Annotated in this window: 28 protein-coding genes and 1 other RNA gene; 16 read left to right on the top strand and 13 right to left on the bottom strand. The window is 58.1% G+C overall.

Features of this window, described 5'->3' with window-relative positions; translation table 11 throughout:
* The first annotated feature begins 12 nt into the window (after window positions 1-12).
* A complete protein-coding gene (clpS, locus tag FZZ92_RS02965; RefSeq protein WP_115094018.1) occupies window positions 13-309 on the top strand; it encodes an ATP-dependent Clp protease adapter ClpS in 297 nt (98 codons plus the stop codon).
* Window position 310: 1 nt separating this feature from the next.
* Here the strand turns inward: clpS and FZZ92_RS02960 are convergent, their stop codons facing one another.
* The gene (locus FZZ92_RS02960; protein ID WP_226422537.1) at window positions 311-538 is read right to left on the bottom strand and encodes a hypothetical protein; all 228 of its coding nucleotides are present in this window, start codon (window positions 536-538) and stop codon (window positions 311-313) included.
* A gap of 74 nt (window positions 539-612) precedes the next feature.
* Between FZZ92_RS02960 and FZZ92_RS02955 the strand changes: the two genes are divergently transcribed.
* Entirely contained in the window at window positions 613-888 is a 276-nt protein-coding gene (locus FZZ92_RS02955) for a DUF2103 domain-containing protein (protein ID WP_115094020.1), read from the top strand.
* Here the strand turns inward: FZZ92_RS02955 and FZZ92_RS02950 are convergent.
* Window positions 876-1055 carry a hypothetical protein gene (locus tag FZZ92_RS02950; protein ID WP_226397585.1) on the bottom strand — a complete coding sequence of 60 codons (180 nt, stop codon included), beginning with the start codon at window positions 1053-1055 and terminating at the stop codon, window positions 876-878. The two genes, FZZ92_RS02955 and FZZ92_RS02950, sit on opposite strands and share 13 nt — an antisense overlap.
* Before the next feature lie 174 nt (window positions 1056-1229).
* Complete coding sequence (locus FZZ92_RS02945; RefSeq protein WP_226397584.1) at window positions 1230-1382, bottom strand: hypothetical protein; 153 nt, start codon at window positions 1380-1382, stop codon at window positions 1230-1232.
* 127 nt (window positions 1383-1509) lie between these two features.
* Here FZZ92_RS02945 and FZZ92_RS02940 point away from each other — a divergent pair, with 127 nt between their 5' ends.
* Window positions 1510-1722 carry a hypothetical protein gene (locus tag FZZ92_RS02940; RefSeq protein ID WP_226422536.1) on the top strand — a complete coding sequence of 71 codons (213 nt, stop codon included), beginning with the start codon at window positions 1510-1512 and terminating at the stop codon, window positions 1720-1722.
* 399 nt (window positions 1723-2121) lie between these two features.
* Here the strand turns inward: FZZ92_RS02940 and ssrS are convergent.
* The 3 genes from ssrS to FZZ92_RS02925 all read right to left on the bottom strand — a co-directional run bounded on the left by ssrS (window position 2122) and on the right by FZZ92_RS02925 (window position 4398).
* Window positions 2122-2305, bottom strand: a non-coding RNA gene (gene ssrS / locus FZZ92_RS02935) — 6S RNA.
* Window positions 2306-2312: 7 nt separating this feature from the next.
* Window positions 2313-3473, bottom strand: coding sequence for a 5-(carboxyamino)imidazole ribonucleotide synthase (locus tag FZZ92_RS02930; RefSeq protein ID WP_226398508.1), 1161 nt, complete (start codon window positions 3471-3473; stop codon window positions 2313-2315).
* A gap of 52 nt (window positions 3474-3525) precedes the next feature.
* On the bottom strand, window positions 3526-4398 hold the full coding sequence (locus FZZ92_RS02925; RefSeq protein ID WP_226398593.1) for a carbohydrate ABC transporter permease: 873 nt from the start codon (window positions 4396-4398) through the stop codon (window positions 3526-3528).
* A gap of 76 nt (window positions 4399-4474) precedes the next feature.
* Between FZZ92_RS02925 and aroB the strand changes: the two genes are divergently transcribed.
* Complete coding sequence (aroB, locus tag FZZ92_RS02920; protein ID WP_226398509.1) at window positions 4475-5590, top strand: 3-dehydroquinate synthase; 1116 nt, start codon at window positions 4475-4477, stop codon at window positions 5588-5590.
* On the opposite strand, the gene FZZ92_RS02915 is transcribed toward aroB, so the two are convergent.
* A complete protein-coding gene (locus tag FZZ92_RS02915) occupies window positions 5544-6776 on the bottom strand; it encodes a class I SAM-dependent methyltransferase (protein ID WP_226398510.1) in 1233 nt (410 codons plus the stop codon). The two genes, aroB and FZZ92_RS02915, sit on opposite strands and share 47 nt — an antisense overlap.
* Between FZZ92_RS02915 and FZZ92_RS02910 the strand changes: the two genes are divergently transcribed.
* Entirely contained in the window at window positions 6775-7584 is an 810-nt protein-coding gene (locus FZZ92_RS02910; RefSeq protein ID WP_115021980.1) for a TPM domain-containing protein, read from the top strand. The two genes, FZZ92_RS02915 and FZZ92_RS02910, sit on opposite strands and share 2 nt — an antisense overlap.
* A gap of 16 nt (window positions 7585-7600) precedes the next feature.
* On the opposite strand, the gene FZZ92_RS02905 is transcribed toward FZZ92_RS02910, so the two are convergent.
* The 3 genes from FZZ92_RS02905 to FZZ92_RS02895 all read right to left on the bottom strand — a co-directional run bounded on the left by FZZ92_RS02905 (window position 7601) and on the right by FZZ92_RS02895 (window position 10391).
* Entirely contained in the window at window positions 7601-8317 is a 717-nt protein-coding gene (locus FZZ92_RS02905; RefSeq protein WP_115021978.1) for a glycoside hydrolase family 104 protein, read from the bottom strand.
* Between the two features lie 194 nt (window positions 8318-8511).
* Window positions 8512-9609, bottom strand: a complete 1098-nt coding sequence (locus FZZ92_RS02900; protein WP_226422535.1) for a hypothetical protein — start codon at window positions 9607-9609, stop codon at window positions 8512-8514.
* On the bottom strand, window positions 9603-10391 hold the full coding sequence (locus FZZ92_RS02895) for a TIGR04168 family protein (protein WP_370629828.1): 789 nt from the start codon (window positions 10389-10391) through the stop codon (window positions 9603-9605). Before FZZ92_RS02895 ends, FZZ92_RS02900 begins: the two co-directional genes overlap by 7 nt.
* Window positions 10392-10504: 113 nt before the next feature.
* Here FZZ92_RS02895 and nadA point away from each other — a divergent pair, with 113 nt between their 5' ends.
* From nadA to FZZ92_RS02880, 3 genes are read left to right on the top strand one after another with little or no spacing between them, the layout of a single operon-like run.
* Window positions 10505-11437, top strand: coding sequence for a quinolinate synthase NadA (nadA, locus tag FZZ92_RS02890; protein WP_250398587.1), 933 nt, complete (start codon window positions 10505-10507; stop codon window positions 11435-11437).
* Complete coding sequence (locus tag FZZ92_RS02885) at window positions 11434-11739, top strand: hypothetical protein (protein ID WP_226398514.1); 306 nt, start codon at window positions 11434-11436, stop codon at window positions 11737-11739. The genes nadA and FZZ92_RS02885 overlap by 4 nt, the downstream gene beginning before the upstream one ends.
* A gap of 38 nt (window positions 11740-11777) precedes the next feature.
* Window positions 11778-12200 carry a hypothetical protein gene (locus FZZ92_RS02880; protein WP_226398515.1) on the top strand — a complete coding sequence of 141 codons (423 nt, stop codon included), beginning with the start codon at window positions 11778-11780 and terminating at the stop codon, window positions 12198-12200.
* Here the strand turns inward: FZZ92_RS02880 and FZZ92_RS02875 are convergent, their stop codons facing one another.
* Window positions 12201-12434: a hypothetical protein gene (locus FZZ92_RS02875; protein WP_226398516.1), complete on the bottom strand. Its 234-nt coding sequence runs from the start codon at window positions 12432-12434 to the stop codon at window positions 12201-12203.
* A gap of 67 nt (window positions 12435-12501) precedes the next feature.
* Between FZZ92_RS02875 and FZZ92_RS02870 the strand changes: the two genes are divergently transcribed.
* Window positions 12502-13488 (top strand): ligase-associated DNA damage response exonuclease, encoded by a 987-nt coding sequence (locus FZZ92_RS02870; protein ID WP_226422534.1) that lies wholly within the window; start codon window positions 12502-12504, stop codon window positions 13486-13488.
* Here the strand turns inward: FZZ92_RS02870 and FZZ92_RS02865 are convergent.
* A complete protein-coding gene (locus tag FZZ92_RS02865) occupies window positions 13485-13745 on the bottom strand; it encodes a hypothetical protein (protein WP_226398518.1) in 261 nt (86 codons plus the stop codon). The genes FZZ92_RS02870 and FZZ92_RS02865 overlap by 4 nt on opposite strands.
* A gap of 119 nt (window positions 13746-13864) precedes the next feature.
* Here FZZ92_RS02865 and FZZ92_RS02860 point away from each other — a divergent pair, with 119 nt between their 5' ends.
* The 3 genes from FZZ92_RS02860 (at window position 13865) to FZZ92_RS02850 (ending at window position 18819) form a co-directional block, all read left to right on the top strand.
* Window positions 13865-15520 carry an ATP-dependent DNA ligase gene (locus tag FZZ92_RS02860; RefSeq protein ID WP_226422533.1) on the top strand — a complete coding sequence of 552 codons (1656 nt, stop codon included), beginning with the start codon at window positions 13865-13867 and terminating at the stop codon, window positions 15518-15520.
* Entirely contained in the window at window positions 15520-17997 is a 2478-nt protein-coding gene (locus FZZ92_RS02855; protein WP_226422532.1) for a ligase-associated DNA damage response DEXH box helicase, read from the top strand. Before FZZ92_RS02860 ends, FZZ92_RS02855 begins: the two co-directional genes overlap by 1 nt.
* A gap of 609 nt (window positions 17998-18606) precedes the next feature.
* Window positions 18607-18819: a hypothetical protein gene (locus FZZ92_RS02850; protein WP_226422531.1), complete on the top strand. Its 213-nt coding sequence runs from the start codon at window positions 18607-18609 to the stop codon at window positions 18817-18819.
* Window positions 18820-19228: 409 nt separating this feature from the next.
* Here FZZ92_RS02850 and FZZ92_RS02845 read toward each other — a convergent pair whose 3' ends face one another.
* Window positions 19229-19411 carry a hypothetical protein gene (locus FZZ92_RS02845; RefSeq protein WP_226398522.1) on the bottom strand — a complete coding sequence of 61 codons (183 nt, stop codon included), beginning with the start codon at window positions 19409-19411 and terminating at the stop codon, window positions 19229-19231.
* Between the two features lie 596 nt (window positions 19412-20007).
* On the opposite strand from FZZ92_RS02845, the gene FZZ92_RS02840 reads away from it, so the two are divergent.
* The 4 genes from FZZ92_RS02840 to FZZ92_RS02825 all read left to right on the top strand — a co-directional run bounded on the left by FZZ92_RS02840 (window position 20008) and on the right by FZZ92_RS02825 (window position 21794).
* On the top strand, window positions 20008-20208 hold the full coding sequence (locus tag FZZ92_RS02840) for a hypothetical protein (protein WP_115021953.1): 201 nt from the start codon (window positions 20008-20010) through the stop codon (window positions 20206-20208).
* A gap of 404 nt (window positions 20209-20612) precedes the next feature.
* On the top strand, window positions 20613-20813 hold the full coding sequence (locus FZZ92_RS02835) for a hypothetical protein (RefSeq protein ID WP_226422530.1): 201 nt from the start codon (window positions 20613-20615) through the stop codon (window positions 20811-20813).
* A 40-nt stretch (window positions 20814-20853) separates the two neighbouring features.
* Window positions 20854-21246: a hypothetical protein gene (locus FZZ92_RS02830; protein WP_226422529.1), complete on the top strand. Its 393-nt coding sequence runs from the start codon at window positions 20854-20856 to the stop codon at window positions 21244-21246.
* Window positions 21246-21794: a DUF1543 domain-containing protein gene (locus tag FZZ92_RS02825; protein ID WP_226422528.1), complete on the top strand. Its 549-nt coding sequence runs from the start codon at window positions 21246-21248 to the stop codon at window positions 21792-21794. The genes FZZ92_RS02830 and FZZ92_RS02825 overlap by 1 nt, the downstream gene beginning before the upstream one ends.
* Window positions 21795-22024: the final 230 nt, after the last annotated feature.

Below are 22024 nucleotides of genomic sequence, written 5' to 3'. Positions count from 1 at the left end.
GAGGCAACTGTCATGACCAGCTCCAGCCCCGGTTCCTCTGCAGTGATGGAGCGCCAGGAGACGACCCAGCGCTATCCCCAAGCTCGCGTCATCGTCTTGAACGACGATGTCAACACCTTCCAGCATGTGGTGGATTGCCTGCGCAAGATCATTCCTGGCATGAGTGAGGACAATGCCTGGAACCTTGCGAACAAGATTGATCGACAGGGTTCAGCTGAGGTTTGGTGTGGCCCCCTAGAGCAAGCCGAGCTGTACCACCAGCAGCTGCAGGCCGAGGGACTCACCATGGCCCCAATAGAACGCTGTTGATCTAGGCAGCTGGTTTGCGGCTGGCCTTGGTCAACCGGAGTCGATCATCAATCTGCAGACGCTGTAACCGTTCATCCATCACAAAACGAACCACACGACCAGGGCAGATGGCCAGACCCCGTACTTCTGTTCCGTGCACCTCTGCGGTGAGCATGCGGGCCTGAGGGCCGCACGCATCTTCCAGTGGGCCGCGAATCACGAGGCGAAGAGCGTCAACTGATTTCAGCATCACAGCTCCGGAGCTCTCTCTCTGGCATAGCCAAAGTGGCTAACTTTCACCAGTTCTCAGGTTTTCATTCAGCTTTGGGCCGGGTTGTCATCACCCACAGCACCTATGTGCAGGGATTGATCCCATGGCTGAAGGCGCTGGCTCAGGAGACGAATATTCAAACGATCACCCCTGCTGTGATCTGCAGGGTCCGTGGGAGAAGTCCCGATCTTCAGCTACGGGTGTCGACGCAAATCCATGGGGGGTACAAGCTGGTCGCTCGCAAAGGAAGCTCAGCCCAAGAGGTTTTTGTCGTGACATCCATGAGTCGACCTGACCTGGAGAGGGCTGTATTGCATCACCGCCCCTGAGGTGGTTCTTGCTCGAAGCCTGCAGCTCGACAGGACTCTGGATGGCCCTCCGCAAAGTCGGGATCACCAGCGCAGAGTGCAGCCCAGTCGGATCGCTTGAAACACTGGGGAAGAATCGCTCGGCAAGCGATTTCAGCGTCATCAGGCAGAAAGGTAACGGCGCTCACCCTGGGGCTGCTTGAAAGGTGGAAGCACGACATTCCGGCTGCCACCAAGAACACAGCAGCAAAAGCATGGATGCTTGACATTCAGACAACAGCGAAGACCTAATTAATAAAAAGAATCTGGATAAAAACAGACTAGATCTTAACTTTCACAATACTGACAAGATCAATCAAGCCTCAAGCATTTGATTCCGGGGACGTTAACTTGAATTCTAAAAACAAGGCTTCGGCACCCGCATAATCCTTCTTTTCCCGCAGATAAAAAACCTGAGCCTTCCACCAATCCCAGGTTTCCATTTGAATCAACTCATCGAGCCGAGGATCGCGCATCACAGCACTGCAACCATCCAGACCTTAAAGACGGCCAAGTGATTGACAAGACATGTTCACATAGCAGTAAGCATCATCGACTACACATCACCTCACGGGTAACCTTCGAAAGCTCCAAAGATCTCCCATGCCCCTTGAAATTGCAGTCAGGCAAGGACCACAAAGCACCGAGAGCATAGGAGTCTTCGACGATCTTGAAGAAGCGCTAACCGAATTCAACGAACTGATCAACCGTCGAAACTGGCATCAAAGCGTGACCACCATCTCGCTGACCGATACAGAAAAAAACAAATGCCTCGCCCAATATGCACTCCAAGAGTTCAACCACTCCGAAGGCTAGATCACGAGAAGCTTGATTGAATCAACCATTACACCTTCGCTCGAACATCGTTTAGTGCAGCCTCGACGCAAAGAATTTAGACTCCACAAGAGCTAACGATGACATAGTGAACGGCAAGACCCTGGTCATTTGCATCGGCACATTCTTCCTTTTGTTCTTTCTTGCAGAGTCTTGGATGATGAGAGGATTACCCCACTAACAAGAACAGCCCTCCTCACCGGAAGTCAGACCACAAAACCCACTAGATAATAAGTTAGAAGCCCAAAAACTCATTCACCAAACACAGCATTATGAAATACAGTTTTCAAAAACAAACGCATTCAAACTATTAATGAAATAGATAAGAGCCATTTTTCACAGCTTTTTAAAAAATTCCTCACGCCAGGCAGAGGTTGAAGAGGGTGAACCACCATGCCGTGCGAGCCCCAGTGATCGACCTGGAAGAACCAGAAGGGGCGACAAAGTGGGGCTTCGTTTCCGGCTGCATGGCCGGTCTACGTCACCGTCACGACAGTCTCCCCAAGTCGAAAGAGAGTCAGATCAGAGCACTAAAGAAAGGCCGTCACCAACACAGCAGTTCATCCACAACACTAATCGGGACTCTCGCTCTGGAGAGGCCAGATCCTGCGAATGGCCGCCAGTGCTAAGTCGGCCTCATCGCGCCGCTTCAGAACCGTGTCGCCCTCGAGAAGCAGCGTCACATGCCCCAACTTGCGACCCGGCGTCTCCGGCGACTTGCCGTACCAGTGCAGATGAAGACCCTGTATGGCCTCAAGCGCCTGAAGCCGCTGATCCAAAGGGGCATGGCGGGCTGGATCCAGGCCCAGCAGGTTGACCATCAAGGCACCGCAGCTGCTCAGCTCTGGCTCCGGCACGGGGAGTCCGGCCACGATGCAGAGCTGCTGATCAAACTGACTGCTGGTGCAAGCCTCGATGGAGAAATGGCCTGAATTGTGGGTGCGAGGGGCAATTTCATTCACTTGCAGACCTGCTGGCCCGTAAAAGAATTCCAAAGCCAGCACGCCGACGTAACTGAGCTTCGTCATCAGCGATGCCGCAACGTTGTAGGCCAAAGCCGCCACCGACGGGTCCACCGGCGCAGGTGCCAGAACCCAGTCACAGACTTGTTGATGCTGGTGGGTTTGCACCAGTGGGAAGTGGCGGATCCTTCCTTTTTGATCTCGGCTGACGACGAGAGCCAGCTCCAGCTCGTAATCCACCCACGATTCCAGGAGCCAGTCGTCTGCCGTGACGGCCCGCAACAACTGCGCAAGGGCATCTATATCGCGCAGCACCACAGTGCCCTTGCCGTCGTATCCCCCACGGGACGCCTTCGCCATCACAGGAAAGGTCCAACCCTGGGGAAGAGCAGGTTGGGCCGAAGAAATCAAACTGAGCGGACACCAGGGTGAACTGGGAATCGCCAGATCGTCGAGCAGCTGACGCTGCGAGAGTTTGTCGACAAGTGGCGACAGAGCGGCCAACGACGGGCGGAAGCGAACCCCCTGCTGCTCAAGCGGAAGAAGGGCGTCGATGTTGACCCACTCGTTCTCGAAGGTGACACCGTCACAACCCACCACCAGTTCACGGGTTCCAGCCACATCCCGGGGATCCGCCTCAACATGACGCGCCGCCAAGCCGGCGGCAGGATCCGCTGCATTGGAGGTTTGCACCGCGATCGGAACCTCTCGTTGCGTGGCGGCCTGCACAAGCATCCGTGCCAGCTGACCACCTCCCACAACACCGATCATCGTGTCCGAGCCGTCTCCCGCAGCTTGCCACCTAGCGGGGCCGATGACAGCGTCAAATCAACGGACGATCGCCGGCAAAGGCCAGACGAATCATCGTGAACAGAAGGACCACTAGGAACAGGGCCAAGCCCAAGGTGCAGGCGTAGCTGATCTCCAATTCAGCAAAGGCCTGGTCATAGACGTAATACACGATGGTTCGCGTGGCATCGGCCGGACCTCCCTGGGTCATCAGAAACACCTCCTCAAAAACCTTCGTGGCAGCAATCGACGACACGACAGCGACCAGGGTCACGTAGGGGCCCATCAAGGGCAAGGTGATGTCGACATGCTTTCTCCAGCCCTCGCTGCCATCCAACTCAGCTGCCTCGTAGAGCTCCTTGGGGATGCCCTGGAGACCCGCCAGAAAGATGACCATGTAGTAGCCGAGCCCCTTCCAGAGGGTCACCAACATCACCGCTGGAAGCGCCAGCTGCGGGGTTGTGAGAAAACCGATCGGGCTAAAGGCATCGCCGAGCAGCACGCTCAACCATCCGTTGATCAGACCGTTCTCGGCGTAAAGCCAGCGAAAGGCAATCGCAGCAACCACGATTGACACCAGCACGGGGGTGTAGAAGGCACCCCGCAGCAAGGAACGTCCTGGCAAACCCTGGTTGACCAGAACAGCTAGCGCCAATGCCCCCAGAACAATGGGAGGCACCACACCGATCAGATACAGAAATGTGGTGACCAGCACCTGCCGCGCCATGGGATCCGACACCAACCGCTGAAGATTGGCCAGGCCCACAAAGCGCAGGGGTTCACTGACGTCCAGCCCCGTGGCGGTGAAACTCATCACCAAGGCCATCAACGCCGGAACCAACACCGACAGACTGATCAGGATCACCGCCGGCAGGAGGAACGCCCAGGCTGAAAGGGAGTTGCGCACTGATTTGTCGAGCCCTGATCGGTCGAGCACTGGACCAGCGACACTGTTGCGAGAGTAGGTGGGTTCCAACGGTTTCATGACCACAATCACCCCGTTGCATCACATCCGCGTTGCGCTGGAGCGCAATCCCTACGACGTTGTGATCGGAGCAGGCGGCCTGGCCAGCCTCGGCCAGCAGATGCTGGGATCAGGAGTCCAGCAGGGTCGTCGTGTTCTTGTGGTCAGCAACCCGGATGTCGCCACCCCCTATGGCGACGTGTGCCTGACAAGCCTCAAGGACGCAGGCTTCAGCGTTGAACTCCTGGTGATTGACGCCGGCGAACATCAGAAGACGCCTGCCACCGTGGCAGCAATTCACGATGCGGCCTACAGCGCAAAGCTCGAACGCAGCTCGTTGATGGTGGCCCTGGGCGGTGGCGTTGTGGGAGACATGACTGGTTTTGCGGCAGCAACCTGGCTGCGGGGCATTCAGGTCGTCCAGGTGCCCACGACCCTTCTAGCCATGGTCGATGCGTCCATCGGTGGCAAGACCGGCGTCAACCATCCACACGGCAAGAACCTGATCGGAGCCTTTCACCAGCCTCGACTGGTGCTAATCGATCCATCGACCCTCGACACCCTTCCCGAACGGGAATTCCGTGCCGGCATGGCGGAGGTCATCAAATACGGAATTCTCGGAGATACGGAACTGTTTGATGAGCTGGAGGCCTGCAATGACCCGAGCACGCCCTCGGGGCTTGGAGCCGAGCGCTTGAACTCAATCCTGGGTCGATCCGCTGCTGCGAAGGCACGAGTGGTGGAGGCTGATGAACGGGAAGGAGGTTTGCGAGCAATCCTGAATTACGGCCATACCTTCGGCCACGTGGTTGAAACACTGTGCGGCTACGGCACCTGGCTGCATGGAGAAGCAGTCGCCATCGGCATGGTGGCGGTGGGCGAACTCGCCGTGCTGCGGAGTAGCTGGAGTCGCGAAGACGCGGATCGGCAACGCCGGGTAATCGAAAGAGCGGGCCTGCCAACTGCCTTGCCCGCTCTCTCAGCGGAGGCGGTTCTGGACAGCTTGCAGGGTGACAAGAAGGTTCGCGATGGTCGGTTGCGCTTCGTTCTCCCAACAGGAATCGGTTCCGTCGAAATTCGCGATGACGTCAGTCGCGAGGAGATTCTGAGTTGCCTGGAGCTGCTGCAAGGCTGAAGCCCCCCTCGGGCAATCCCCAGAGATAGGTGAGCCAGCGGAAGGCACCAAGACCCGAAGGGTCCACCAGCCGAAGCAGGGTTTCACGGCGCTGCAAGGCTTCCGCCAAACGTTGGCCAGGCAGCTGTTGAAGGTCATGGAGACGCTCCGCTAGTCCCAGTGCAAGCAGCGCCTCACCCTGCTTGGCCTGATCACCCTCCAACCAGCCGCTGCGCTTGGCGGCCTCAGCAACAAGATCGATGCAGAGATGTGCCGTGAGATCCTGCTCGCCGGGCTGATGCAACGGCGACAGGCCCGCCTCTTGGGCTCGAACAGCCATGAGGGTGCCCTCCGAGCGCCGAGCCGTGTAGTAGCGATGGGCTTCCAGGGCGTAATCAATCACGAGGAGCACTCCTGCATCCAAAGCGGCGGCCACCGTGGCGAACCAATCGGGCAGTGCACTGTTCCACTCCGTGGTCCAACCCTCCTCTGCATCGGGGGGAGGCAGCTGGATGCCGCGATTGATGCACACACGCTTGATCTCGTCCTGCAATGCAACTGGCAGGGGCCGATGGGTCGTCCGCAGCCCATGGGTTTGATCAAGTTCAACCCACTCCTGTTGGAGTGATCCATCACGCCACACCAATCGCTCTACCGGGAGGGCATCCAGCAACTCATGGGCGATCACCACCCCACGCACCGGATCACTCCGCAGCTGCTCAAGGGAGCACCACCGCACCGACAAACCATCCACCTGCTGAAGCAGGGCCTGCTGTCGCTGACGCATGCCGGGGTTGACCTCCACCAGCACCATCTCGATATGAGGCAGTAGCGCTGAGTCGGAACAGCGAAGTTGGGCGATTAGATCATGGGCAAGATGGCCTTCCCCAGGCCCGATTTCCACAATCGAAAGGCGCTGATCAGAATCCCTTCTGGACAGCGAAGCGAGCCAGGTCAGAAGTTGGGGCGCCAGCAGTGCAGCGAAGTCGCTGCCCAGGGATGGAGACGTGACGAAATCACCCTGGGTTCCGATGCGGGCACGGCCTGCTCCGTAGTAGCCATGCTCTTGCTCGTTGAGAGCCAGATCCATGAACCGGGAAAACGGAACGGCACCCCCCGCCTGTTGCAGATGCGTTGCCAACCAGTCGGGACAGGCCGCAGCCATCGGTTTCATTGGAGAGAATGCCGGTCGCTGCAGCAGTTCCATGGGAACACATCGCATCCAACATCTGTGGAGCTTCGTCGTGGTGGCTCTGGTCAGCCTGGGTGTTCTGGTGACTCCCGCTGATGCCTACGACAACCCCGAGCTACTGCCGGATCACCCCACCCCGGTGATCGACCTCGCCAAGGTTTTCAGTGATACCCAAAGGGCCCAGTTGGAGGCATCCCTTGGTGATGTGGAGGAACGCACTGGCTGGAAAATGCGGGTGTTGACGCAGTACGAACGCACGCCAGGACTAGCCATTCGCGAGTTCTGGGGGCTGGATGAAAGCAGCCTGCTGCTGGTGGCAGACCCACGGGGGGGGAATCTGCTGAACTTCAACGTCGGCGATGCCTACTTCGCGATGATGCCGCGCACCTACTGGGTCGAACTGCAGACCCGTTACGGCAACCAGTACTACGTAAAGGAGCACGGTGAAGACGGAGCTGTGCTCGATGCGCTCAATGCTGTGGAGATCTGTCTTGACCGGGGCGGCTGTCAGGTCGTGCCAGGACTTCCGCAAGAACAGTGGCTGTGGACGCTAACCACATCGGTTTTTGGAGGCTTAATTGCAGGCTTTGCGGCCTACCCCCGTAAGGACGATGAAACGATTGCCTGGGGCTGGATGCTTTTGCTGTCACCACTTTGGGTGATGTTGTTTGGCGTCTTCGGCATCGCGCCCGTCATCACGCGAACATCTGAGTATTTGCCCATTCTGAGAAACACCGTTGGCTTCCTCGGTGGGGGGATTGCTGCCTATCTGATCGCCCAGGTGACAGTGGGGCGTCGACTACAGAGCGACACAGAAGGTTGAGGAGAATTGATGCCCCTCAGAGCTGGGTTGCGCAAGCGATGCGCGACCCGGTGCAGATCGAAGGAGGAGCAACGAGGGCCTGACGCTTCAGATCGCGGAGGCGTCGGAGCTCAGCAAGATTCACGTCGTAAAACGAGCGCAGCCGCGCATATTTTTTGACGGGCTGGCCGTAGTAGCTCCGACCAGCAAGGGTGGGAAATGACGCCCACTCAGGAGCCAGCTTGGCAGCGAGGATTGGGCTGAGGACACCGCTGTCGGTCAGAACAAGTGCTTTACGGCGCTGAATCAAAAACAAAGCTCCCTGATCTTGAGCCTCAGGACCAAAGCCCCGTACACCGATGCTGCGTTGGACCAGATTCCAGGTGAACGGCATGAACTGGTAGGCCCCGGCAGCCGCACTGGCGTAGCGGGAGCTGTAGATCACGCGATTGGGATGACGGTCGAGAGAGGGCATCAAGCCACCACCGAACATCACCCGATAGCCAACATCCAGACCGCCTTTCCAGGTGCCTTCAGCGAAGCGAATCGTGTTGAGCATTGCCCGACGTTCGGGCGTAATCACATATGGAATTGCCAGGCTGGGCTGGACTTCGGGGGTGTGAACCAACTGCGCCCGCGAGGCAGGGGGCAGCAAGCTGGCTTGAGCGGGCAGAACGGAACAAACGGCAGGCAGAACTCCGACGATCACGGCCGCTGAAAGCGTCTGACGACCGATGAATGCAGAGATAGCCATAAAAAGCGTTCAAAGAGCATGCCCTCCGAAGAGGACGAGAAGCACATCAGAAGCGGATGAGGTGCTCAGGCGGAAAAATTTTCCACTCGCGGTGACTTTGTCGAACCAAAGGTTCAAAGCAATAGGTATATATGCCAGTCAAACAATTGGACAAGCCATCAGCGTGGGCGCGAATTGGCGCGAAAAAGATTGTTTTAAGGCTGAAAATTAAAAATGCCTTCAACCCAGCTCACCAGTGCCAAAGCGGCTTCTTGAGCCCCTAATGCAGAAAGAGGTGCCTCCGTGGGCGCCAACAAAGGCTGGTCCAACTGCCATGCCCCTGCGTCCAGCTCCAGCCGGCTGAGGAATCGGTGCTGACCGTGCCGTTGCAGGCCATCCATCAAGGCCGACGCTTCAGCAAATCCGCTGCGCTCAACCACGTGAAGCCCAACACCCTGGGCCATCGCCTCACAGAAGCTGCTAAATCCCGGCTTCCCCAGAGAACGGGAACAGCGGCCGAGCACATCGACAGGACGCACCCCCTCCGGCAGAACTGTGAGGTTGGGGAGTTCAGCCAGCTCAGGCTGTTGCGAGGCCGTGGCTGAGGCCGGAAGTAGGAAATGGTGGTTGGGCCAAAGCTGAAAAAGATCACTGCGAAGGGACAGACCGATGCCACCGAACCCAACGAGAACCACTGGAACGTGGAGAGCATCGAAGCAAGCCTCCAGATCCGCCGGGATCGCTTGCGGCGTACCGCAGACCAACCCGAGCCTCCGTTCAGGCAGGCCCCAGTTCATGGGTAGATCAAACGGACAACGAAGCAGCAGATCACCGCAGCGATAGGCCTCTGCTGCTGCTTCAGCAGCCCGTTGGAACGCAGGGCCCAAGGGTGCATAGATGTCATCCCATCCAAAATTGCTCATCCAGACAAGGGGGGCCCTCACCCGCTGCGCCAAAGCGGCTGCGGCCGGGGGAATGTCGCCGAAAATGAGCACTGGCTGCTCCTGTGCCGCCAACCAGCTGGCTTCGGCCTCAATCAAGGCCGGCAACCTCTGCTCGAGCAGATCCAAGGCGGTGAGCGTGGCCGCACGATCCACACCGAGAGCATCCGCTTGCACCATGCCCACATCCCAATGACAGGAACGTTGCTGAATGGACGAATCCCCCAGCAGACGCTTCAGCACAGGGGGTGGGAGACCCGAGCTCATGACCAGAGTCCACTCAGGCCGCAGGCGTCGAAGCGCCTGCAGCACTGCTGCATCCCGAGCCGCGTGGCCAAAGCCATGGCTGCTGCTGCAGGTGTAGATCAGCACGACGAGGGAGCATCCATCGGCAACTGCTCCTGATGGATCAACTCAGCGTCTGAGGTGTACCAACGATGGGCCAGCTGAGTCAGTTGGGAGCCCTGGAATTCAGCCCAGGAAAGATGCATAAGCGGCCGATCATGCCCATCAAGCCCGGAGCGCGGCACGCAGGCAGCATTGATCAGTGCCGTTCCGTGGCGGTGGCGCAGCAGGTTCTGCCGGAGCCCGGAGCCCCGTTTGAGGGCATGGTGCATGTGGCCGAAAATCACCAGATCTGCAGGTCGATTCCGCGCCATGCGATCCAAGGCGAGGGCAAGATCCTGATCACCCCAGTCAACAGCTGGCGTTTTCCAATCCCGACCACACGGACTGGCTGCATCCGAGCCCAGTCCCGTGGGACCGCAATGGGCCATCACGATCAAGGGCTGATCGGCGGGGACACCTGCCGCGGCCTGAACGATCCGATCGGCGGACGCCTCAAGCGACACCGGTCCGTAAACCGCCTCCACGGCATTTGAGAGATGAAAACCACCTCCAGCACTACAGGGACGTGCACCGACAATCGTCAAGGGGAGCTCCGGCCATTGGATGGCCCGCCAAGCACAGTGAAGATCACCGAGTACAGCTAGTTGCTGCTCAAGGATGCCGCCACTGCGATCCCGCCCACGATCGTGATTCCCCAGGATCACGGCCACGGGAAACGGAAGACGCGTGATCCTGCGCGTCAGACGCAGGTCGCCATCGGAGAGATCACCAACGAAGAGAACAGCATCGGGCTTGAGGATCTGCAGAAGCTGCTCATCCGCATCGCCCCAGGCGCCATGCAGATCACCAGCAATGGCAAGTCGCAGGTGCGTCAGAGCGGATGCCTAGGCTGTGTTCATCCTGCCCCGAACCGGTCCTGATGAGCGCTGACACCGCCCTTGTTGCGGCGATCAACCGGCTTCGCGAAGACCGCAATGCCGTGATCCTGGCGCATTACTACCAGGAACCGGAGATTCAAGACATCGCCGATTTCGTTGGCGACTCACTGGAACTATCACGACAAGCTGCCAGCACCAACGCAGATGTGATCGTGTTCTGCGGTGTGCATTTCATGGCAGAGACCGCCAAGATTCTCAGCCCAGAAAAAACGGTGGTTCTGCCGGATTTGGATGCTGGTTGCTCCCTGGCGGATGACTGCCCAGCAGACGACTTCGCCCGGTTTCGTTCGAATCACCCCGATCACTTCGTGGTGAGTTACATCAACTGCACGGCAGCAGTGAAAGCGCAGAGCGATCTGATCTGCACCAGCAGCAATGCCGTGGATCTGGTCAATCAACTACCAACGGATCAGCCGGTTCTGTTCGCACCAGATCAAAACCTGGGGCGCTGGGTGCAGCAACAGAGCGGTCGCGAGCTGACCCTCTGGCCGGGACGCTGCATCGTCCACGAAACATTCAGCGAAGAAGCCGTGCTTGCGCTCAAGCACGAACATCCCTCGGCTGAAGTCATCGCCCATCCCGAATGCCAGCAGAACCTGCTGGACCTGGCGGACTTCATTGGCTCCACCAGCAAACTCTTGAACTACACAGAACAAAGTGCCTCAGACAGTTTCATCGTTCTGACGGAACCGGGGATCCTGCATCAGATGCAGCAACGGGTGCCCGAGAAGACGCTGCTCGACGTCCCTGGGCTGGATGGCTGCAGCTGCAATGCCTGCCCTTACATGCGGCTCAACACCCTTGAGAAACTGAAGGCCTGCCTGGAGACCCTGACGCCTGCAATCGACATGGATGAAACCGTGCGCCTGAAGGCCCTGAAACCCATGCAGCGCATGCTTGAGATGAGCCGGTGAAACCGGATCAGGCGACCATCAAAGATTTTCAGCAATGGTGTGGACTGGGCATGGCGGTGCTCCTCGCAGCCTGCTCAACCATGAGCGAGCAAGAGAGAAAGGCGTTCCTCTGTGAGGAATGGGCACGAGGCACAAAAAATGTGGATCAACTCAAGGCGACCTACTCCATCGCCACAGGCAAGCAGTTGAAACTCCGATCGGGCGGACCTCGGACTGGAGTCAGCTACATCGACGGTGATCTCAAGCAGCTTGCCCGAGAGGTTGACACTGCTTGCGACGTCCAATCCATGGGATTGGAATAGATTTTCGAGCCCTAAAACATTGTTTTGAGGAGCGTCCTGTGAGCCGTGTATGGGGCATCGACGTCTTGGCCGGTCTGGCTCTCGTCGCGGGGGGTTCGAGCCTGAAGGTGGTTGCACAACCCTGGAATCAACCAATCCCTCAACCCGCTACGGAATCCACACCACAAACAATTAAATTGGCCGACCACCTCAATACGGTTGGCGCCAAGTTTTTTGGGGCGCATTGGTGCCCAGCCTGCAAGGAGCAGATGAAACTCTTCGGCAAACATGCCGGAGGACGACTGAATTACGTTGAGTGCGGTCTGCCCGACAAGTATCCAAAGCAGGTGAGCCAATGCCGGGATGCCGGAATTCAATCGATCCCTACCTGGACACGACCTGAATCAACGCGGCTCGAGGGTGTTCAGTCGATCAACACCCTCGAACGCTGGAGTGGTCTGAAACCACTCCAACAGAATTGATTACTTCTTACGGCAATAACCAGCGCCAACATTCATCCATCCGGAAGGGCAGGCTTCACCGTTGGTGGGCATCATCTCGTAATAGATCGGTGACACACAGGTGGTGCCCAAGGTGTTGACGTAACCCAGGGGGCATTGATTGTGACCTTGCGCTTTTGGAATCTTCTTTTGGGCCAGGGCGGAACTGGGAACAGCCAGGGCTGAGGCGAACAGAGCGGCAACGAAGAGCTTCATCGCAGTGCAAGAAAACGCGGTAAAGCTACGGGGCTTTCAGACTGTCTGCAGCGATCAGCAGCGGAGCTTGATCGAACGCACGCCTGAAGGGTTGTACTGCCGAGCAGCGAAGGCATGGGTCGACCCATGGCGCCCAGTCCCCAGGGCTCTGATCACCCACGCCCATGCCGATCATGCAAGGCCCGGATGCGGGGAGTACTGGGCTGTGGCGTCCAGTGAAGGGGTTCTTCGCCAGAGGCTCGGACAAGACATCACGCTTCACCCGGTGGCCTTCGGCGAAGAACTCTGGCTCGGCCAGTGCAAGGTGTCGTTTCACAGTGCCGGACACGTGCTCGGCTCAGCGCAGATCCGCCTGGAATCCGAGGGTGAAGTGTGGCTGGTCAGCGGTGATTACAAGCGCGATGACGACCCCAGCTGCGATCCCTTTGAACCGGTGCGCTGCGATGTGCTGATCACCGAAGCCACCTTCGGGATGCCGATCTATCGCTGGCAGAGCGGTGCCCAGGTGGCCCAGGCCATCCATGCCTGGTGGACCAGTGATCGCAGCAGGCCATCACTGCTGTTCTGCTACGCCTTCGGCAAGGCCCAACGCTTGCTGGCCGAACTCAAGGCCATTGGCGTGGAGGAGGAAGTGCTGCTGCACGGCGCCGTGGAGACCGTGACCCGTCACTACCGCGAGGCGGGGGTTCCGATGACCCCCAGTCGTCCCGTCAGTGAACTGCCCCGCAAGGATCCTCTCCATGGGCGATTGATCCTGGCGCCGCCATCGGCCCATCGCTCCAGCTGGATGCGCCGCTTCAAGTCACCCCAAACCGCCTTTGCCTCCGGTTGGATGGCCGTGCGCGGAACCCGGAGACGCCGGGGTTACGAGCGAGGGTTCGTGCTCAGTGACCATGCCGACTGGCCCGGATTGCTCCAGACCGTTCGCGACAGCGGCGCCCGCAAGGTTTACGTCACCCATGGGCAGAGCGACGTTCTGGCCCGTTACCTGCGAGAGGTGGAGGGTGTGGATGCGGAACCGCTGGAGACCTTGTTCGAAGGCGAGTCCGATTAGAACTTGGCGATGCCGTCAGGCAGCTCGGGAAGGTTCAGGTTCGCTTCACGGCCTTCGATGGCGGCATTGAGCGACTCGATCATCATTGCGTTGCCGCTGTCTTTGATCGCCTCAAGCGCCTTCTGCATCCGACGCCTGCGATCGGAAGGATCATCCGAAGTGCCAGAGCCGGGCACGGGGGTCACGACGGCCGTCGCTGAGGCGCTAGCGCGCACGTTGCTGAGTTGTTGCGCCAGGTTGTCCCAGAGGAGTGCCATCCGGCTGATCCAAAAAGCTGTCGCTCAGATCAACACAGGTCTCCACCGGATTTCCATCTCTGCTCACAAAATGTCTTGTCAGGATGGCGGGACTGTTGACGCACCCCGTTCAAGCGCGCATGCGTGCCTTTCAGGACCTGTTCAATCAGCTGGATCAGGTCACGGGCACCAAGGCCAAGGTGCAGGCGCTGGTGGATCACTTTCAGGAGGTCGATCCAGGGGAAGCGGCTTGGGCGTTAACGCTCCTGTTGGGCAAACGCCGCCGCCGCTTGATCACCGGTCGCCGCCTCCGCGACATCCTGCGCGACCGCGGCGGTCTTCCGGATTGGCTGATCGACGACTGCTACGGCCAAGTGGGCGACTCAGCTGAAACCATCAGCCTGCTCTGGCCCGCCGTGCAAGAGCGCATTGAAGCCACGGATCCAGGCCTTCCAAGCGGTGAGGGGGACATGCCCCTCAGCTGGTGGATGGAAACCCTGCTGCCGGCCATCAGCACCAGAAGCGACGACGATCAGGCCAATGCGGTGATTTGGCTCTGGCAAAGGATCCCGCTCGACCAGCACTTCATCGTCAATAAGTTGCTCACAGGGGGGTTCCGTGTCGGCGTGTCGACGGGACTGATCAGCCGCGCCATTGCCGAGGCGTTTGATCTCGAAGAAACACTGGTAGTGCAACGGCTGATGGGCGGGTTTGAGCCCTCCGCTGAACGATTCGTTCAACTCACCGCAACAGCGACGCCGGATGAGCACCGCTCCAGTGGCACGCCATACCCCTTTTATCTCGCCAGTCCCCTGGAGCCCGAACGGCTTCGGGAGACATCGGTGAACGATTGGAAACTGGAGTGGAAATGGGATGGAATCCGCGGTCAACTGATTCATCGCGGGGCAGGGATCTATCTCTGGAGTCGTGGGGAAGAGTTGGTTAACGACAGCTTCCCTGAACTAGTGGATGTCGCCCAGGCCTTGCCCTCCGGAAGCGTTCTGGACGGTGAACTGATCTGCTGGCAGCAGAACGAGGCAACACCGCTTGGCTTCGATCAGCTGCAACGACGTCTCGGCCGCAAAACCGTTGGAGCGGGGTTGAAAAGGGAATGTCCGATGCGATTCATCGCCTACGACCTACTGGAACATCAGGGCATCGACATTCGCCAGCAGGCATTGAGGCAGCGCCAGAATCAGCTGGCTGACTTGCTCGGCAACATCGAGCATCCCGAATCGTGGCGGTTGCAGCAGAGCCGGTCCTGGTCGATCGACACCTGGGAGGAGCTGGATCAACAACGCAACCAGGCCCGTCAGCACAACGCCGAAGGGCTGATGCTCAAACACGTGGAGGCGCCTTATCTGAGCGGACGAAAACGCGGCCATTGGTGGAAACACAAACTCGAGCCGATGACGCTCGACGCGGTGCTCATCTATGCCCAGGCAGGGAGTGGACGTCGGGCCAATCTGTTCACCGATTACACCTTCGGCCTCTGGACCAACACGGCTGAGCCGCAGCTGGTGACCTTCGCCAAGGCCTATTCCGGCCTGAACGATGCCGAAATCCTTGAGCTCGACCGGTGGATCCGTCGGAACACAGTGCAACGCTTCGGCCCGGCGCGATCGCTCAAAACAGAATTGGTGTTTGAAATCGGCTTTGAGGGCATCCACCCGTCAAAACGCCACAAATCGGGAATCGCTGTGCGGTTCCCGCGAATCCTGCGCTGGCGCCGCGACAAACCCGCAGAGGAAGCGGATTCGCTGCAAACCGCGATGGCTTTGATCCAGAACCGCTGATGGCACGTTCCGAGAGCAAGCCAAACGCCAGCGACCCACGGTTGAGCCCAATCAAGGCCTGGTTCGCCCACAAAAACTGGACCCCTCTCCCGTTCCAGCAAGAGACCTGGAGCGCCTATCTGGCGGGGCGGAATGGATTGATTCAAGTGCCCACAGGGTCCGGCAAAACCTTCGCCGCCGTCATGGGACCCATCGCGCGGATGTTGGCGGACGACCAGCCATTGAAGGGAATACGTCTGCTGTACATCACGCCCTTGCGCGCCTTAAGCCGCGACTTGTCTCTGGCGATCCGCGAACCGATCGAGGCGATGGGTTGGCCGATTCGAGTGGGCATCCGCAACGGCGACAGCAGCAGCAGCGAACGCACCAAACAACTCAAGGCACCACCACAGATTCTGGTCACAACACCGGAATCCCTGGCTCTCCTGCTCAGTAATGCCAAAGCTGAAGAGCTTTTCGGTCAGCTCCAGACGGTGATCCTCGACGAATGGCACGAATTAATGGGCAGCAAAAGGGGCAGCCAGACGGAGCTAAATCTGAGCTGGTTGCGGCAGCACCGCCCTCAGCTCCAGACCTGGGCGATCAGTGCCACCATCGGCAACATCGATCAGGCTGCTCGCCACGCTCTGGGAACGACAGCTGAACCGCAGCTGATCGGAGGAGCCCCGGCCCGCGGTACGGAGATTCAGAGCATCCTCCCGGAAACGATCGATGGCTTCCCCTGGGCCGGGCACCTCGGGTTGCGGATGTACGAAGAGCTGGTGGCCCGCCTCAATCCCGGGATCAGCACCTTGCTGTTCACCAACACCCGCAATCAGTCAGAACGTTGGCACCAGTGTCTGCTCTTTGCCTGTCCGGAAATGGAGGAGGGGTTGGCCCTTCACCACAGCGCCATCGATCGCAGCGAACGTGAAGCCATCGAGGCCGCCGTGAAAGCCGGCAGCATCCGTTGGGTGGTGTGCACCAGCTCTCTTGATCTGGGGGTGGACTTCCAACCCGTCGAACAGGTGGTGCAGATCGGAAGCCCCAAGAATCTGGCGCGACTGCTGCAGCGGGCGGGGCGATCAGCCCACTTGCCCGGCGGAACATCCCAGGTGCTGTTCATGCCCACCAATGCCCTGGAACTGCTCGAGCTCAGTGCTGTGCGTCGAGGACTCGCGGAAGGTCTAGTGGAACAACGCAAACCTCCCACAGCTCCTCTGGATGTGCTGCTGCAGCACCTCACAGGGTTGGCCTGCGGCCCTGGCTTCAATCCCGATCAGACCTTGCAAGCCGTGCGGAGCTGTGCGGCCTACGCCGATCTGAGCCAACACGACTGGGACTGGTGCATGTTGTTTCTGGAGCAGGGCGGGGAGTGCCTCGGGGCCTATCCCCGGTACCGCAAGCTTGAGTGGGAGGAGAGCAGCCAGCGATACCGGGTTCGAGAAAGTGCCATCGCACGCCTGCACCGTCTCAACGTCGGAACGATCACGGCTGCACCGGCGATCACGGTGCGGTTTGTGCGTGGTGCCGTGCTCGGCCATGTGGAGGAGACCTTCATCAGCCAGCTGAAACCGAAAGATGTGTTCTTCTTCTCCGGACGCCAGCTGGAATTTGTTCGCCTGCGGGACATGACCGCCTACGTGAAGGTGAGTACGAAGAAAACGCGCACGGTTCCCGCCTGGGCTGGGGGGCAGATGGCGCTCTCCGATCTGCTCACCCATCACCTGCGGCTGGAGGTGGACCGCGCCAGCCGCGGGGATCTCGACACCGCTGAACTACAGGCTTTAAAGCCACTGTTTGAACGGCAACAGGACCTCTCCGTGCTCCCAACGGTTGGACAACTATTGATCGAAACCTGTCGCACCCGGGAGGGAACGCATCTCTTCGCATACCCCTTTGAAGGTCGGTTCGTGCATGAAGGCATCGGCTTTCTCTGGGCTTCGCGGCTGACCCGTCTGGAACGCGGCACCATCACGGTGTCGGTCAACGACTACGGCTTTGAACTGTTGGCACCGAAGAGCTACCCCATGGCGGAGTTGCTGGAAGACCACATCGATCTGCTACTCGATCGACAAAAGCTGGAGCACGATCTGAAAAACGCCCTGAATCTTTCCGAGCTGCAACGGCGACGCTTCCGAGCCATTGCCCAGATCGCTGGCCTGATGAACCGAGGATTCCCCGGATCAAGCAAGAGCACGGGGCAGCTTCAAATCAGTGCGTCACTGCTCTTCGATGTGTTCACCCGCCATGAACCACAAAACAGGTTGCTGCTGCAGGCACAACAGGAGGTGCTCAACGACCAGTTAGAGATCTCTCGACTGGAGGCAGCCTTGGAGCGTGCTGCGAGCCAGGAATGGCTGCACGTTGAAACCCCGAGGCCCAGCCCGCTGGCATTTCCACTGCTTGTGGAACGCCTCAACAACAGGATGAGCAATGAATCCGTTTTGGAGCGGGTTCAGCGGATGCGAGATGAGGCACTCCGCAAGGAGGGATAGTGATCAACGAGCAATGCGCTAGGGGTGTCTGAATCGGTGCTTTGAAGACTGCTTCTGCAGTTGCAGTGAAGGGCTGTATCGATGGATCGCAGCACCTGGAAGCGGGCAGAACGAAGTCACTGCAGCTGTTCTGAGCGCCTGTGGCAACATCAGAGGTCGAGGCACCCCAAGGCATCGAGCCACCAACGTGCAGAGTGTAGGGATGAAACAGCCGAATGCTCGACAACTCCGATCACTTCGGCTCTCTGCTTTAGCGCGTGATAACAGGGCAGTGGCTGAATTAAATGCACGAATCTCAAACTCGCCTGACTACCTGGTTGAGGAGCTGATGAAACGCCATGGGTGGCCTGCTCACGAAGCCATCTGTGCAGTCCAACAACTGCAGGAGAAAGCTTTCCAAGAAACCGCAGACCACTCAGCGGCTTGATCGAAGGGTGACCAAGGGCAGGCATTTTGCGTACAAGTGAACGGGATGTGGAATAACCGGCATGTGGAATAACGATGAGCTGCAAACGATTACGGCTGCCTACGCCGTGAGGCTCAACCCATCAGCATGATCAAGCTGCAGCCCAATGCATTGGAAGAGCGAGCCCTGGCACTACAGAACTGATGACTGAACCAACGAAGCCCAGAGCCCTGACCTATACGGAAATGATGAACGGGGGCCGTCAGCACCTTGATGATGCTGAACATATCCGCGAGCAAGAGCTGGAGAAGAAAGTCGTCGCCCTAGAACGTCTTGTCGATCACTTGGAACGAGCCCTTAACGACAGCGCAACGCCAAAGAGGGACGCCTCCCTTCCTGAAGAAAAAAGGGCATAGCGCATTTGTTTGTTCATGCTTGAACCCTTGATGTGATGAAGGGTTGAGAGGCAAGCCCACCAGGACAGGAATGGGTTGAACACTCCTATGGCTCGCTTCCGTCACCCATGTCTCGATCACATCACCGGGTACGACATTCCCAGGGCTGTGCCTAGAGCGATCGTTCCCAGTACAAGCAGCAGCATCAGCTTCATTGTTCGTCCCTAAGAAAAAACCTCCCTGGAGGGGGAGGTTCAAATGAAGTGTCCACTCATGTTGTGCCTAAGGAGCGGTGATGAATCACGAGGTCAGTGAGCCCTCACCTGATGCTTTGAAAAATCGTTTGAAGCAACTCGTGCTGATCACAGGAGGGTCGCCAGATTGATGAACTTCACAGGCATTCATGGCCATGGGGCACAGGGGAGCTGACCTAACGAAAAGAGGCCAGCTTTTCCCTTGCAGCTTTTAAGGCTTCCTCGCAAGCAGCACGATCATCGTTATCGATGTCACCTTGGCTGCCGTTTAAACGCGACTCGAGAAAAGCGATCTCGTCAATCCAATAGTCCTTGTCCTTGTTCTGTTGTTCCATCACTCCCTGAGCAGAAAACTCCAAGCCATCATCAAGCACAAAGAGGAAGGCCGCCCTCCCCGATGGAAAGACGGCCTAGCTCGCTCGTTTATGCATTGCAATCGACCTAATCAGTGATGCTGGTTCCGTGAAGCGAGATGCTCAGTCGAACGACAGTGAACTGAAAAAAGAAGGTCGAAGCGTCTGGCTTGTAGCAACCCTGGGGCCATTTGAACCAGGTGTGAAGCGGAACTCCTACGGGGCACCTACGCACGGTGCAGAGGAGTGTCGACTGATCAGACGACCAACAGTGTCGTCACAGACGAAGTGCTCACGTTTGGGTTGAAAAGTTGGAGCAGGGGCCAAAAAAGTCAGGCTGCTTCTGCGGTTTGCTCAGGTGGAGTGTCGGCCGTCATGGGCTCCTCCGATCTCGATGCACATACTCTCGTCACTGGTGGAGCATCAGGCAATCAGCTGTCGTGCTCATTGCCTCCTGGGGCTATTTGTCCGATTGTGGAGGTGGCGTACCTAGCGCCTTATCTCAGGGCCAAGGCGGCAAGCGCTTGAAGGATCCGGCCTGGGGTGAGGCAGTGAAGCTTGAAGAAGGTCCCTAAAGTCCGCGTCAAACCGAATCACCAAAGGTGCAAAAGCTCGGGGAGATCAAACTCAAGCAAGTTCCGCAGCTGAACACTGCAAACAGCTCGCTTCTGATCCGGAAGCACAAAGAGGTTCTGAACCTGATGATGAGAACCTTCTCACTCGACACCTACGGCCTGACTTGGGCTCAGTTCTTCAAAGGGTTTGGTTTAGGAGGTTTGGCCGTTTGGCTACTGATGCGCTGAGATCAGCGGTGCCTTACGGGCCTACCTCCCTGTCGCATGGACTCGAGCATGCCTTTCTCGAGGGCCGTGAGTTTTGGTGCAGACTCATTCAGCGCAGCTTCCGCACGTGACTTGGCTGCTGCAATGAACCTGTCTGTCTTATCTCCAGAGTCAAAAGCCAAAGCTTCTTAGCAGAGTGCACTCAACCTATTGATCTGAAGGAGTTGATGCTCAGGACTTAAGAAAAAACCCTGGACAAGGGTGATGCAGGTGAGGGAACCCAAGCGTGGGCGGTGCAAAGCGTTGGCAGTGGTCCCTCTCATGCGTCGTGGAGGGGCGAGCTGAGGGGCCTGTTCCTTTGTTATTGGCTGAGACTCCCATCGCAAGATCGTTGCTATCGGTTGGAGGTTTCAAGCACCGAGCTGATGAGTCGTTTCCCCGTCTTTTATTGCTCTCCAGTGGGCGTTGGAGCTGGGTTCAAGCCTGTGGAAGCAAGAGATGCCTATGAGGCTGAACAGATTGTTCAGCGTGAATATCCAGGCGCTGTGACCGCCTCTCTGAGTGAGCGGGTAACGAACGAAGAGGAGATCAAGCGGTTGTTTATGGGCTGGCTTGAAAAGGTCTGAGCACCAGGAACGGCTGAGGGCTGGCATGAGGAGCCATCCGATGACTGTTTCACCACCCACCTGGCTCAACATCGACGCAGACACCTACAAGCGGCTGCTGAACCGCACAGCGGTAACAATCACCAAGCGCGCCAAGAAACGGGGAGCGACCTATCAGGTGAAGGAGGCTATTGATGCCATCCATGCAGCATTTCACCGTTGTGACGGAAGGGATCCCTACGACGGACTGCCCTTGGACGGTGAACGTCTGGAAGGCAACCGGTGTCCGACGGTCTGCCCAGTTGGCAACGAAACTATCGCCCAATTTGAGATCCTCAGCCACCAGACCAAAGAGGCCAAGGGCACGATGAACGCCGAGGAATTCATCACCCACTGCCGCGCCGTCGTCGCCCATGCAGAAACAACGTCAACAGCAACGTCAACAGCGAAGTGATGACCACCGGAAAGAAACTGTTTCTGGTGGTGTTGGGCGGGCGTTGCAAGGGGTGCCATATCGAGCAACACGATGTGCGCTGGGTGGTGGGTGAGACCATCGAGGCCACGCTGCCGACCCTGCGTCAGGAATGGATCGGTCTCCGCCGTGGCTTGCACATCGACAGCTATCGCTGCATCGACCACGTCGATGGACACTGCGTAGAGGTTGTTGAGCAGGCTCAGGATTCATCCACTGCTGATCAAGCACAGCGTCTGTGGTTCATCAACCTTGGGGCCTATAACCCCACGTCCATGGCGGAACAGCACTCGTTCGGAGTGATCGTGGCGCATTCATCCGCATCCGCAAAAGCGCGGGCTCGCCAGCATTGGCTAAGGGGTCTGGAACAGGTTCACAAGGATGATCTGCACGGTGTTCAGATGGACAGCGCACTGGATGATCTGCTGCCGATTCAAGGCAATGGTCAGTGGCATTTGAAACTGACAGCTGACCCAAATATCGAAGAAGCACCACCACATCCCGACTGGTATGGCTACTGGAAGATATGAACAAATGAGCCTTTAAACAACAACAAGATTGAGCCCTGAATCGGAGCTTTGAACCAACCCAGCAAAGGAAAACCGAGGTTGCCTCCGATGACATTCGAACTAGGTGGGAGTGGATTGAACTGCTACATCCACAGAACAAACGCAGTTCAGCTAAAACAATCCTCCAATGAGGATGCGACGTGTTGATTCTGATCCTCCTCCTCCTGACCGGCTCCTATGCCGGACTGTGG

Origin of the sequence: Synechococcus sp. MU1611 (genome assembly GCF_020514255.1) — a bacterium.
Taxonomy (GTDB): Bacteria; Cyanobacteriota; Cyanobacteriia; order PCC-6307; family Cyanobiaceae; genus Parasynechococcus.
This window is presented reverse-complemented; position numbering and strand designations above follow the sequence as displayed.